The organism is Agreia sp. VKM Ac-1783 (assembly GCF_900177765.1).
Taxonomy (GTDB): domain Bacteria; phylum Actinomycetota; class Actinomycetes; order Actinomycetales; family Microbacteriaceae; genus Agreia.
In genome coordinates, this window is the sequence record NZ_FXWI01000003.1 from 760,616 (window position 1) to 772,396 (window position 11,781).

Here is an 11,781-nt window from a genome sequence, read left to right on the forward strand (position 1 = left end):
TGTTGTGCCGCGTCGACCACGCGAAGAGACGACCGGTCTGTCGTCACACCAGGCGGAGGCCGTTCGCGAACACCGTCGTCGCTCGCCACCGATCGTCGAGCAGCACGGCGTCGGCCGCAAAGCCGGGCCGCAGATAGCCCAGTCGCTCGTCGAGCCCGAGCGCCCGGGCGGGGCTTGCGGTGACCGCCCGAACGGCGAGAACGGGATCGACCTGAGCGAGTTCGATCGCGTTGGCCAGGGCGGCGTCCTGGGTCAGGGTCGACCCGGCCAGGGTGTCGGTGCCGCTCAGCATCGCCTCGCCGTTCGTCACGGTGACATCGAGTGATCCGAGGCGATATCGACCGTCTGCTGACCCCGCCGCGGCCATGGCGTCGGTGACCAGAACGATGCGATGAGGCGCAGCCAGAAAGGCGAGCCGAACGACTTCGGGGTGAACGTGCACGCCGTCGAGGATCAGTTCGAGTGCGACCCGCGGGTCTTCGAATGCCGCGATGACCGGACCGGGCGCGCGGTGGTGGATGCCACGCATGGCGTTGAACGCGTGGGTCAGAACCGTGGCGCCATGATCGAACGCCTCTCTGGTGGCGTCGAGCCCCGCGTCGGTGTGCCCCACGGCGACGACGACGCCCGCGTTCACGAATCGGTCGATGGCGCCGAGTGCGCCCGGCAGCTCGGGCGCGATCGTCACCTGTCTGAGGGTGCCACCGGATGCCTGCAGCAGCGCCTCGACGGACGCCGCCTCGGGCTCGATCAGGTGGTGAGGCTCGTGTGCGCCGCGATGCAGGGGAGAAAGAAAAGGACCTTCGAGATGGGCCCCGAGGATGAGCGGGTCGCGGGACGCCAGGTCTGCGATACCGCGGAGGTTCTCGGTCAGGAGATCGAGGGGATTCGTGACGAGGCTGAGCACCGACCGCGTCGTTCCGTGCGCGCGGTGCACGGCGAGAGCCATGCCGATCGCCTCTGCGCCGTCGTCGAACGAGGCGCCTCCTCCACCGTGCGCGTGGAGGTCGATGAATCCAGGAGTCAGCCAGTGGCCGCGTGCGTCGACCCTCGCGTTCTCGGCAACCGACGGCGCCAGAGCCTGCCAGCTGTCGCCGGTGCCCGTCGTGGCGATCGTGTCGCCGACGAGCAGCATCCAGAAGTCGTCGACGATTCCGTCGGCGTCGAGCTTGCGAGCGCCGTGAAGCAGCATCAGCTGAGTTCTCTACGGCCCGAGATCACGCCGCTGATGGTCGCGGCCAGGCCGAAGACCACCGCGATGATCGGCTGCCCGAGCGTCAGCCAGGCGAGAGCCGCAGACCCCATGATGAGGATCTCGATGAGAGCCTTACCGAACGCATCGAGCTTCACCACCGCTCGAGGGGAGCGGAACAGCGCCCACAGGAGGATGGCGAAGAGCGGAGTGGCGACGCAGAGCACGATATTGAGCCACGGGCCGGGCCAGGCGAGGAACCCCCAGATGCCGAGGCTCACAAAAGCGAACAGTTCGAGGACGAACCTAATCACGTCGGCTATGCCGATTCTGCCGGCGGCGGTCTCTGTCTCGGAATTCACGCTTCCCAGCGTACCGACCGTCTCAGCGGAAGATGATCGTGCGGGCGCCGTCTTGCAGTACCCGGTGCTCCGAGAACCACTTGACAGCCTGGGTCAGCGTGCGGCTCTCCTCGTCTTGACCGATCGAGACGAGCTCCGCGGCTGTTCGTGAGTGGTCGACCCGCACGACGTTCTGCTCGATGATCGGGCCCTCGTCGAGATCGCTCGTCACGAAGTGCGCCGTCGCGCCGATGAGCTTCACGCCGCGGGCGTGGGCCTGCTTGTAGGGATTCGCGCCCTTGAACCCGGGCAGAAAAGAGTGATGGATGTTGATGGCCCGGCCGGCGAGCGCGGCACAGAGCTCGGGGGAGAGGATCTGCATGTACCGCGCGAGCACGACGAGTTCGATGTCGTGCTGCTCGACCACCTCGAGAACCCGACGCTCGAAGGCAGCCTTGCCCGCGGCATCCGTGACCGGCATCGACTCGAACGCGACGCCGTAGAACCCGGCCAGCTCGGCGAGAACCGAGTGGTTGCTCAGGACCAGCGGGATATCGACGGCGAGCTGGCCCGCACGCTGCCGGAACAGCAGGTCGTTGAGGCAGTGCGCAGCGGTGGATCCGAGAACGAGGGTGCGCAGCGGGCGACCGACGACGTCGAGTTGCCAGTCCATGTCGTAGCGCTCGATCACGGGAGCGAGGGCTGCTTCGAAGACGGATCGATCGGAGTCGGATTCGACCTGGAGGCGCATGAAGAAACGGCCCGTGTCGGCACTCGAGAACTGCTGGCTTTCGGTGATGTTGCCGCCCGACTCGACGACGGCGCCGCTCACGGCGTGCACGATGCCGGGAAGGTCGGCGCACACGAAGGTCAACACCCAATGGGAACTCGTCAACGCTCTCGCCTCTTCCATACGATTCTGCCTCCCGATACACTAGCGGGTGGCCGACGGATATCGTTCGGCCCCGGGCATGCACGACGTCGTCATCGGTTCCTGAGGTCGATACCCCCGTTGTGCGGCGTCGTCCGATCCTTCCGATGCCGCCCTCGTCAGGTCGGCGTGACGCCGCCTCTGTTCGCCTTCTTTCGTTAGTTTGGTTCGTTCTTTCTCAGTGACTCAGCCGTTCACCTCTCCTGTCGCCGTCGTTCCCTCGGGCGCACCCGGGCGTCCGTTCCCGTGGGGAGGACTCCTCGTTCTCGCCTCGGCCGTCTTCCTCTCGGTGACCGCCGAGATGCTGCCCACGGGTCTCCTGCCCGAGATGAGCACCGAGCTCGGGGTCGGTGAATCGCAGATCGGCCTTCTGGTCTCGGTCTTCGCGTTCGCCGTGGTGCTCACGAGCATCCCGCTGTCGCGTCTGACCCGCAGCGTGTCGCGGCACCGCCTCATCGTCCTCGTTCTCATCGTGGTCTCTCTCTCGAGCGCGGTCACCGCCATCGCGCCGACCTTCGAGATCCTCGTGGGTGCGCGCATCGTCGGGGGCATGGCCCACGGACTCTTCTGGGCCGTCATGGGCGCGTACTCGGGGTACCTCGTTCCCAAGGAGTACCTCGGCCGGGCCGTCGCCATCACGACGGGCGGCGGCACCCTGGCGTTCGTGCTCGGAGTGCCGCTCGGCACGGTTCTGGGCCAGGCGATCGGGTGGCGCAGTGCCTTCGGCGCGATCGCCGTTCTCTGCATCATCGGCGCCGCGCTGATGCTCTGGCTGTTGCCCCGAGTCGAACGCCCGGCCAAGTCCGATGCGCTGCCCGAACGGCATCCGTCGGGCCGGCGAAAGCTGGATGCGACGGTTCCCGCCGTGGCCCTGCTGTGCCTGCTGGCCGCGGTCATCATGATCGGGCACTACTCGTTCTACACCTTCATCGCTCCGTATCTCACGGGCGAACTCGGCGTCGATTCCAGTCACGTGGGCCTGCTGCTCGCGATCTTCGGGCTGGCGGGCGCGGGAGGGCTTCTGCTCGCCGGAACGGTGTTCGGTCGTCGGCCCACCTTGGGCGTCGTGCTCGGGGTGGCGGTGACCGCGATCTCCGTGAGTGTCATGGCGGCGTTCTCGGCGAACCCCGTCGTCGCGATCCCGGCGTTCGTGCTGTGGGGACTCGTCTTCGGAACACTGCCGCCGCTCCTCGGCGCCCGCCTCCTGCACGTCGCGTCGGTCGACATCCGCGATACGGCCAGCGCCTTCTACTCGACCTCGTTCAACATCGGCATCGGCGGGGGAGCGCTCGTGGGCGCGGCATTGCTCGACGGATTCGGCTTGACGTCGTTGCCGGTCGCCTACCTCATCAAGCTGGCCCTGGCCGGCGCGCTTCTGGTGGCTGCGGAGGTCACATCGCGACGGAAAGCCGCTCGCGTCAGCTGATCGTGTACGAGACGAGCCGAGTCAGGCCGTATCGTCCTGACTCCGGGTCGACGTAACGCATGCCGAGTGCGACGGGCCCCGGCTCGTCGGAGCCGTACGTCTGCGACCACATGCCCGCAGCATCGAGCGCGTGGATGTCGCTGCGCACCTCGCCGTTGACGATGCGCTGGATGCTCGCGCCGGGTGCTCCGACGATAATCACGTCGTAGACGTCGCTGACCGCGATCGTCGACCCTTCGACGGGGTTCTGGATGGCGGGCGCGTCGAGGACCACCAGATGCTCGGGTGCGCTCGGCTGCGACGGAACGCCGTCGACGACCTGTCGCACGACCACTTCCCGACCCGACGGATCGCCCGTGATGCTGGAGCCGAAATCGGAGATGGACCAGGCGCCCGCACCGTCTGCGGACGTGGATACGAGCACGCTGCCGTCGGCATCGAGGATCTGCACAGTCGCTAGAGCTTCGGCCGTGCCGCTGAACAGGGGGAAGGTCAGCTGGTCGGCCGTCTGCACAACGGTGACCGTGGGAACGGCCGGGTCTGGTTTCGGATCGACGGGCGGCGTCGTCGGCACAACGACCGGCACCGCAGGCACCGTAGGCGTCGTAGGCACCGTAGGCGTCGTAGGGGCCGTCGGCGCGTCGACAGGCTCGGGCGCCGTGACGGGTTCCGGCTGAACCGAGGGGTTCGGCTCTGTCGACCGTGCCGGGGGAGTGGACTCGTCGGGCGACGGAGCAGCTTCGGCCGGCGGCGCCGGTGGGCTGCTCGGTTGCGGCTCGGAGGTCGGAGCCGCGGCGACATTGCCGGCATCGGTCGCAGGGTCACCCGAGTCAGAGTATGAGCTGCCCGGATCTGCGGTCGTGCTTGCAGGTGCGTTCCAGAGTGCCGGTCCGAGGGTCACCGCCGCGACGACCGTGGCGGCCAAGGCGAGCGAACCGACGACGCTCGCCACGATGCCCGCGGCACCGAGTCCCGCTCCCATTCCACCCGCACCGGCGGATGAGGCGGTGCCGCCGCTCGACCCGATCGTGCTTGTTGAGCCTCCGCCCAGGTTGCTGGGCATCGACGCCGCAGCCGCCATGCCGCCCGCCGTTCCGCTGCCCGCTTGCAGCCACGACAGAAACCCCGCGGCTCCCGAGACGCCGGCAGCCAGGGGCAGAAGGACGAGCGCGAGGCGTGATCCGACATGGCGCGCCTCGTCAGCGACGATGGAGCACGAGGTGCAGCCCTCGAGGTGCTCGCGTACGCGTTTCGATTCTCGCGGGCCGAGAGTACCGCGGGTGAACGACCCCAGTCGCTCGATGGCTACCGCGCACTCGGGGTCTGTCGTGCGCTGAAGATGCGCCTGGATCCACGCCTGGCGGAGGCCCTCGCGCGCACGGTACGTCAGAGCCGAGACGGCGTTGGCCTTCATGCCGAGGAGTGGCGCGATCTCTGCCGAGGTGAGTTGCTCGACCTCGCTGTACCAGAGCGCCTCTTGCCAACGCGTGGGCAGGCTGCGGAACGCACTGACCGTGAGGCTCTTGTCGAGCGCGCGGAGAGACGCGTCTTCTTCTGTCGACGGATCGGCGATGAGGTCGAGATCTTCGCTGGCGTCTGCGCTCTTGGCTCGGGCCCACTGCATCGACACGTTGCGGATCGTCGTGAAGAGGTAGGGGCGGAAAGCCGCTGTCGGTCCGCCACCCGCGGAGATGGCCTGGAAGACGCGGGCGAATGCCTCGGAGAGGAGATCGTCTGCGTCGAAGCGGTGGCTTCGTGCGACGGCCCGGCCGGCCTGGGAGTGGCGGACCCACAGTTCGCCGAACGCGGCCGAATTGCCCTCGCGGGTGTAGTCGACCAACTCCATGTCAGAGGCGTCGCTGAGCGGGCGGGAGTGCGGATCGAGGTGGGCGGCCATCGGGCGCACACTCCTTTTATCAAGGGGAAATGGAACAGGACTGCAGGGGTCCCCATTCCCCCCTCACGTTTATGGACACGCGAGGGTGGCGTCTATGACGCCACTTGTACCAGAAATCTTACCGGATGGCTGTTGTAGGCTTCCTTCTGTCGCAACTGGCGTTCAGATGGTCACCATCGGGAAGCGACTGACACGAATTCGGCCGCGCGCCTGGGTCGATCCGGATACTGCATCACCCCGTCGTTAGCGCGGCGGCTACATTTCCGTTTCTGTCACTTTTAGGAGCCAGCCTTGTCTGATCACACGTCCTCCTCGTTCAACGAACCCCTCGAGGTAGTCGATCCCGAGATCTACGCCGTTCTCGAGAAAGAACTCGGTCGCCAGCGCGACACGCTCGAGATGATCGCCAGCGAGAACTTCGTTCCGCGTGCCGTGCTGCAGTCGCAGGGATCGGTTCTCACGAACAAGTACGCCGAGGGCTATCCTGGGCGCCGCTACTACGGCGGCTGCGAGTTCGTCGACATCGCGGAGGAGCTGGCCATCGCTCGGGCCAAGAGTCTGTTCGGAGCCGAGTACGCGAACGTGCAGCCGCACTCCGGGGCCACCGCCAACGCGGCCGTCCTCTCAGCCATCGCCACTCCCGGGGACACCATCCTCGGACTCGAGCTGAGCCACGGCGGCCACCTCACCCACGGCATGAAGCTCAACTTCTCGGGCAAGCTCTACAACGCCGTCGCGTACGGGGTCGACCCCGAGACGTTCCTCGTCGACATGAACGTGGTGCGCGACAAGGCGCTCGAGCACCGCCCCCAGGTCATCATCGCCGGATGGTCGGCGTATCCGCGGCACCTCGACTTCGCTGCCTTCCGCGCCATCGCCGACGAGGTCGGTGCCAAGCTCTGGGTCGACATGGCTCACTTCGCCGGGCTCGTCGCCGCAGGACTTCACCCGTCACCGGTGCCCTTCGCCGATGTCGTCTCGTCGACCGTGCACAAGACCATCGGTGGTCCGCGTTCCGGGTTCATCATCAGCCGCGATACCGAGCTGGCGAAGAAGCTCAACTCGAACGTCTTCCCCGGCCAGCAGGGCGGTCCGCTGATGCACGTCATCGCCGCCAAAGCGACCGCGTTCAAGTTGGCCGCCGAGCCCGAATTCCGTGACCGCCAGCAGCGCACCATCGACGGCGCGCGCATCGTCGCCGAGCGCCTCACGGCCGAAGACTCGCGCGCCGGCGGTCTCGACGTTCTCACCGGCGGAACAGAGGTCCACCTCGTTCTCGCCGACCTGCGCACCTCGCCCCTCGACGGCCAGCAGGCCGAAGACGTGCTGCACGAGGTCGGCATCACCGTCAACCGCAACTCCGTGCCGTTCGATCCTCGACCTCCGATGGTGACTTCCGGTCTGCGCATCGGAACGCCCGCGCTCGCGACCCGCGGATTCGGTGACGTCGAGTTCACCGAGGTAGCCGACATCATCGCCGAGACGCTCAAGCCGGGCGCTGACACGGCTGCGCTGCGCACCCGCGTCTCCGCCCTGACCGAGGCGTTCCCCCTCTACCCGGGACTCGTCCAGTGACGGCCGTCGTCCTCGACGGCGTCGCCACGGCCTCGGCCATCAAGTCGGAGCTCGCGCAGCGCGTCGCAGATCTGAAGGAGCAGGGCATCTACCCGGGCCTCGGAACGCTCCTGGTCGGAGACGATCCCGCATCCCGTTCATACGTCGCGGGCAAGCACCGCGACTGCGCCGAGGTGGGCATCGAGTCGATCCGAGTGGATCTTCCGGCCACGGCGAGCGAGCAAGACGTGCGAGACGCCATCGCCGCGCTGAACGCAGACCCTCTCGTCACGGGCTACATCGTGCAGCTCCCGCTGCCGAACGGCATCGACGAGAACGCCATGCTCGAACTCATCGATCCGGCCAAGGATGCCGATGGTCTGCACCCGACCAACCTCGGCCGCCTCGTGCTCACGGTCGATCCTGCGTCGAGCGCCGGGCGTCCGGCTCCGCTTCCCTGCACGCCAGCCGGAATCGTGGAGATCCTCCGTCGATACGACGTTCCGCTGAGCGGTCAGCACGTGGTGATCGTCGGTCGCGGCCTCACGGTCGGTCGTCCGCTCGGGCTTTTGCTCACACGCAAGGGAATCGACGCCACGGTGACCCTCACGCATTCGCGCACGCGGGATCTGGAGGCGGAGGTGCGCCGAGCCGACATCGTCATCGCGGCTGTCGGCGTGCCGGGTCTCATCAAAGCGGAGTGGATCAAGCCCGGCGCCGCAGTTCTCGACGTGGGCATCAGCCGAGTCGTCGATGAAGAGACGGGCAAGGCTCGGCTTCGCGGTGACGTCGATCCCGGCGTAGCCGAGGTCGCCGGCTTCCTCTCGCCGGTTCCCGGCGGAGTGGGCCCCATGACTCGGGCGCTGCTCGTACAGAATGTGGTCGACGCCGCGACACCGTAGTTGCGGCATGTGAACACGACCCCACCACAGAAGGAGGAACGTATGACGAACGAACATCCCATCCCTCGCGATCCGGGCAAGAAGACGGTCGACGAGAAAGAGGAGACCGTCCTCGAGGATCTCGAGGAGTCACTGCCGACCGAACCGGAGCCGACCGACGGGCCTGCGCCCGGCGCCTGACTCGCGCGTCGCCCGGCTCCGGCATCCGGATGCTCGGGGCCGGGCGACGCCGTAGGCTTGTGCCGTGAGAGCAGCGACAGGCACCCAATTTTCCGTAGCGTTCGGCGACTCCCGAGCAACGATCACCGAACTGGCGGCGGGCCTTCGCGGCCTCGTGCTGAACGGCGTCGAGGTGGTCCGCGAGTACCCCGAACAGTCATTGCCGCCCATGGGTCAGGGCATCGTCCTCGTTCCCTGGCCGAATCGCATCGCCAAGGGCGCGTGGGTGCTCGACGGGGTCAAGCAGCAACTCGACATCACTGAGCCTTCGACCGGCAACGCCACCCACGGTCTGCTCCGCAACACGGCGTATTCGGTGGCCGAACAGGGGGAGGGATTCCTCACCCTCAGGGCCCGGGTCTTTCCTCAGCACGGCTACCCGTTCCTGCTCGACACCTCCGTGAGCTACGAGCTCAGCGAGGCTGGTCTCACGGTGACTCACGCCATTACGAACGAGTCGGATTCCTCCGCTCCGGTTGCGGTCGGAGCGCACCCGTACTTCGTCATCGGTTCCACTCCGATCGAGGATCTGAGCCTCACCATCGCAGCGGACACGGTCTACGAGTATGACGACGCGTTCATTCCGACCGCAGAGGTTCCGGTCGAAGACGCCGGACTCGATCTGCGTGCGGGGCGTCATCTCTCGGAGGTCGACCTGAACCATGCATTCGGTTCTCTGACCGAGACGGGAGGCCAGAACATCCACTCGCTCGTGTCGCCCGACGGCCAACGGGTCGAACTGTGGACTGACTCGAACTTCGCCTATGTTCAGGCGTACAACCCGCGCGAGTTTCCTTTCGAGACAGGAACGGGAATGGCTATCGCCCTAGAACCGATGACGGCCCCCGCCAATGCGTTCAACACGGGCGAGGGCCTTCATTGGGTAGAACCCGGAGCATCATGGATGCTCAGTTGGGGCGTGCGGTACCGCCCCGCGTCGTAGCGGCGTCAGACGTTCTTGCGACCGGTGAGCGCTCTGACGATGAAGGCGATCACGGCCAGCACGAGCAGGATGATGCCCACGTAGAGCAGGAAGTTCAGCGACGAGACGAACCCGCCCGTGAAGAGCAGGATGATGGCGATGACGGCGACGATGATAAATAGCAGGTTCACGAGAGATGTACCTTTCCCCATTCGAAGTCGACCGAAAATGCCGACGCCCAAAAATAGGGCCGCAGCCCTGGTGTGCGATACGGCTGGACACGTAGACGCTGCCCCGGTATCGTTCCGTCCGCTCATTTCTCCGGGTGCGCCGTAGCGGGCCGCGGGGGCGACGTAAACCCCTTGTTGGGGGGTGATGCTGCGCCTAGCCTGAAGACATCAAGCAACTCTGAAAGGAGTGGATTCATGTCTCTCGTTATCGACAGCATGCCGTCGCCGTCGACGGCGCCCGACTCCATTACGACAGAAGGTGCCGCGACGCAGCTTCACTGGCACCTGGTCTTCGACGGCGTGTGGCTCGCCCGCCGCGAGGGTCGCTTCGCCGGAATGGTGCAGGGCATGCCCGGTCACCCCGCGAAATTGACGGATGCCTGCGGCAACCTCTGCGGTCTCTACAAGTCCGTCGATGATGCGAAGGGGGCGCTGCTCGTCCTCTCGCGCTAGTCTGATCACCAGATCGCTTCGCATACGTTGCTCTGAATTGGCAACCCCGTAAAAGGGGCTTTTCTGGCGACTAGTTTTGTAAGGGAGCTCACGTGGAATTGGATCCACGTGGGCCCTTTGTCAGGAACGGACGTTTTTAAATATGGGCAGACTGATCTACGGCACCGGAGACACCGACGTCGAGTTCGAGGATCGGCTGCTCGCCCACCTCAAAGTCGTGATCTCGACGAAGCTTCGACGCAATGAGGCGTTCATGCTGTCGTGGGAGCACGGAACCGAAGAGGGCAGCGGCCGCAGCACGATCTGGATCCATCCCTCGATTCCCCTTCACTTCCGGTTCTACGGAAACAAGTCGCCCGCGCTCAACCGGGTGTGGATCGAAGACCTCATGCTGGCCGCGAACAGTACCGGTGGTCTCAGGCCTGTACCGGAGCCCGACGAGCACGCCGAGTCCGGGGTCTCATAGCCTCACGGGGCTCGACGAGTCCGGCTCTGCGAGGGCCTGCCGCGAGAGCAGCGCCCCGCCGGCGACGGCGGCGGGCATCACGAACACGGCCCCCAGCGGAATGAGGAAGACGAGGTAACTCGCGACTCCGAAGCCGAGCGCCGTCGGCCTCATCGCGGCGAGTGACCGTCTCCTCTCGCTCAGCGTGCGGCCTCGGGCATCGAACGCCTTGCCCGTGAGTTCCACCGTCAGGAACCACCCGGCTACCGCCGCGCCCAGAACGGGAACCAGAGTCTGTCCGACGACCGGAATGAACCCGAGAACGAAGAGACAGATTCCGAGGAGCGCGGTGGCGACCAGGATGCGCAGAGCGTCTAAGACACCGCGGAGGACCGACGGCCAGAAGGCCATCTCCACCTCGTCGGGGATGCCACCGAGACGGTCCTCGACGCTCCGCCAGATCTTCTCATAGAACGGGTCGCCGACGGCGAGGGTGATGGCCGTGTACGTGTAGACGACGAGAAGACCGCCTAGAGCGAGGAATGCGATGACGGCCGTGATGCGTAAGGCGGTGCGCCAGCCCTCGTCCCACTCGTCGGCGAACGGGGTCGCCCATTCTGCCAACGCCGGGGCATTGAGAAAGAGCACGATGAGCACGGCGAGGTAGACCGCGGCCACGATGAGGGCCGGAAGCGCGCCGAAGAGCATAAGCCGGGGGTCGCTGCCCCACATGCGGAGCCCGCGCCCGAGATAGGCGACGCCGTCGAAGAACTGGCGGGCGACGCTTCGAGCGGGTGCGGGCGACATGGGTCTTCATCGTACGGGGCCGCGGGCGCGGAGCGAAAGCTGCGACCGCTGCTACCTCAGTAACGCGATGATCACAATGCCCGGGCGCGAAAGGCCGCTATGAGCGACCCTGAAGAGATGAAAAGGATGAGCTACGCGGGTGGAACGTTCGTGACGAGCGACGAGGTGGCCGATGCACTGGTGCACTTCGTGGCAATCGTTCCGCGCAATCGTCGCAATCAAGTCTTGGTCGTGCCCGGCTTCGATGCTGGTGGAACGCCGACGCCCGTGGCGCTCGTGCTGGGGCCGACGAGCCAGATCATGAGCCAGCACGAGGACGTGTCGTACGCCGAGCCCGAAACTCAGGGAGTCGCCGAGCGGGTGCTCGAGCAGGCGCGTTCGCACGAGAACACCGCGCGCATCGACAGCAGCAACGGCAAGGCGAATCTCGACTACGACGTCTTCTGAGACATCGACGGCCTG

14 protein-coding genes and 1 riboswitch are annotated in these 11,781 nt (G+C 66.3%); of the genes, 8 read left to right on the top strand and 6 right to left on the bottom strand.

The features are described from left to right. Positions 1-43: 43 nt before the first annotated feature. Genes nagA through purU form a run of 3 tightly spaced genes read right to left on the bottom strand, consistent with a single transcriptional unit; the run spans position 44 to position 2,446 of the window. A complete protein-coding gene (gene nagA, locus CCK87_RS13280; protein ID WP_086461824.1) occupies positions 44-1,192 on the bottom strand; it encodes an N-acetylglucosamine-6-phosphate deacetylase in 1,149 nt (382 codons plus the stop codon). Next, positions 1,192-1,554, bottom strand: a complete 363-nt coding sequence (locus CCK87_RS13285) for a YrdB family protein (RefSeq protein WP_086461825.1) — start codon at positions 1,552-1,554, stop codon at positions 1,192-1,194. Before CCK87_RS13285 ends, nagA begins: the two co-directional genes overlap by 1 nt. A 22-nt stretch (positions 1,555-1,576) precedes the next feature. After that, positions 1,577-2,446, bottom strand: a complete 870-nt coding sequence (gene purU / locus CCK87_RS13290; RefSeq protein WP_086461826.1) for a formyltetrahydrofolate deformylase — start codon at positions 2,444-2,446, stop codon at positions 1,577-1,579. 199 nt (positions 2,447-2,645) lie between these two features. Between purU and CCK87_RS13295 the strand changes: the two genes are divergently transcribed. Beyond that, positions 2,646-3,890: an MFS transporter gene (locus CCK87_RS13295; protein WP_249273888.1), complete on the top strand. Its 1,245-nt coding sequence runs from the start codon at positions 2,646-2,648 to the stop codon at positions 3,888-3,890. Here CCK87_RS13295 and CCK87_RS13300 read toward each other — a convergent pair. Beyond that, on the bottom strand, positions 3,883-5,787 hold the full coding sequence (locus CCK87_RS13300) for a sigma-70 family RNA polymerase sigma factor (protein WP_086461827.1): 1,905 nt from the start codon (positions 5,785-5,787) through the stop codon (positions 3,883-3,885). The two genes, CCK87_RS13295 and CCK87_RS13300, sit on opposite strands and share 8 nt — an antisense overlap. Positions 5,788-5,928: 141 nt before the next feature. After that, a riboswitch (ZMP/ZTP riboswitch) is annotated at positions 5,929-6,010 on the top strand. 68 nt (positions 6,011-6,078) lie between these two features. Between CCK87_RS13300 and glyA the strand changes: the two genes are divergently transcribed. The 4 genes from glyA to CCK87_RS13315 all read left to right on the top strand — a co-directional run bounded on the left by glyA (position 6,079) and on the right by CCK87_RS13315 (position 9,405). Next, positions 6,079-7,362, top strand: a complete 1,284-nt coding sequence (glyA, locus tag CCK87_RS13305; RefSeq protein WP_086461828.1) for a serine hydroxymethyltransferase — start codon at positions 6,079-6,081, stop codon at positions 7,360-7,362. Then, a complete protein-coding gene (locus tag CCK87_RS13310) occupies positions 7,359-8,243 on the top strand; it encodes a bifunctional methylenetetrahydrofolate dehydrogenase/methenyltetrahydrofolate cyclohydrolase (RefSeq protein ID WP_086461829.1) in 885 nt (294 codons plus the stop codon). The genes glyA and CCK87_RS13310 overlap by 4 nt, the downstream gene beginning before the upstream one ends. A 42-nt stretch (positions 8,244-8,285) precedes the next feature. Beyond that, positions 8,286-8,423, top strand: coding sequence for a hypothetical protein (locus CCK87_RS18335; protein ID WP_170927281.1), 138 nt, complete (start codon positions 8,286-8,288; stop codon positions 8,421-8,423). 64 nt (positions 8,424-8,487) lie between these two features. Next, positions 8,488-9,405 (top strand): aldose 1-epimerase family protein, encoded by a 918-nt coding sequence (locus CCK87_RS13315; RefSeq protein ID WP_086461830.1) that lies wholly within the window; start codon positions 8,488-8,490, stop codon positions 9,403-9,405. 5 nt (positions 9,406-9,410) lie between these two features. Here the strand turns inward: CCK87_RS13315 and CCK87_RS18340 are convergent, their stop codons facing one another. Further along, on the bottom strand, positions 9,411-9,575 hold the full coding sequence (locus tag CCK87_RS18340) for a hypothetical protein (RefSeq protein WP_170927282.1): 165 nt from the start codon (positions 9,573-9,575) through the stop codon (positions 9,411-9,413). A 234-nt stretch (positions 9,576-9,809) separates the two neighbouring features. Between CCK87_RS18340 and CCK87_RS13320 the strand changes: the two genes are divergently transcribed. Together CCK87_RS13320 and CCK87_RS13325 are read left to right on the top strand one after the other, a co-directional pair. Further along, positions 9,810-10,067, top strand: a complete 258-nt coding sequence (locus CCK87_RS13320) for a hypothetical protein (RefSeq protein ID WP_086461831.1) — start codon at positions 9,810-9,812, stop codon at positions 10,065-10,067. A gap of 142 nt (positions 10,068-10,209) precedes the next feature. Further along, on the top strand, positions 10,210-10,533 hold the full coding sequence (locus CCK87_RS13325; RefSeq protein ID WP_086461832.1) for a hypothetical protein: 324 nt from the start codon (positions 10,210-10,212) through the stop codon (positions 10,531-10,533). Here the strand turns inward: CCK87_RS13325 and CCK87_RS13330 are convergent. Beyond that, positions 10,528-11,319: an EI24 domain-containing protein gene (locus CCK87_RS13330; protein ID WP_086461833.1), complete on the bottom strand. Its 792-nt coding sequence runs from the start codon at positions 11,317-11,319 to the stop codon at positions 10,528-10,530. The genes CCK87_RS13325 and CCK87_RS13330 overlap by 6 nt on opposite strands. Before the next feature lie 99 nt (positions 11,320-11,418). On the opposite strand from CCK87_RS13330, the gene CCK87_RS13335 reads away from it, so the two are divergent. Beyond that, complete coding sequence (locus tag CCK87_RS13335) at positions 11,419-11,766, top strand: hypothetical protein (protein ID WP_140162845.1); 348 nt, start codon at positions 11,419-11,421, stop codon at positions 11,764-11,766. Positions 11,767-11,781 lie beyond the last annotated feature (15 nt).

What these genes read in the sequence shown, in the direction of transcription:
- CCK87_RS13330 (WP_086461833.1), bottom strand. Translation starts at nt 11,319, where the DNA reads ATGTCGCCCGCACCCGCTCGAAGCGTCGCCCGCCAGTTCTTCGACGGC.
- purU (WP_086461826.1), bottom strand. Translation starts at nt 2,446, where the DNA reads ATGGAAGAGGCGAGAGCGTTGACGAGTTCCCATTGGGTGTTGACCTTC.
- CCK87_RS13325 (WP_086461832.1), top strand. Translation starts at nt 10,210, where the DNA reads ATGGGCAGACTGATCTACGGCACCGGAGACACCGACGTCGAGTTCGAG.
- CCK87_RS18335 (WP_170927281.1), top strand. Translation starts at nt 8,286, where the DNA reads ATGACGAACGAACATCCCATCCCTCGCGATCCGGGCAAGAAGACGGTC.
- nagA (WP_086461824.1), bottom strand. Translation starts at nt 1,192, where the DNA reads ATGCTGCTTCACGGCGCTCGCAAGCTCGACGCCGACGGAATCGTCGAC.
- CCK87_RS13320 (WP_086461831.1), top strand. Translation starts at nt 9,810, where the DNA reads ATGTCTCTCGTTATCGACAGCATGCCGTCGCCGTCGACGGCGCCCGAC.
- CCK87_RS13300 (WP_086461827.1), bottom strand. Translation starts at nt 5,787, where the DNA reads ATGGCCGCCCACCTCGATCCGCACTCCCGCCCGCTCAGCGACGCCTCT.
- CCK87_RS13335 (WP_140162845.1), top strand. Translation starts at nt 11,419, where the DNA reads ATGAGCGACCCTGAAGAGATGAAAAGGATGAGCTACGCGGGTGGAACG.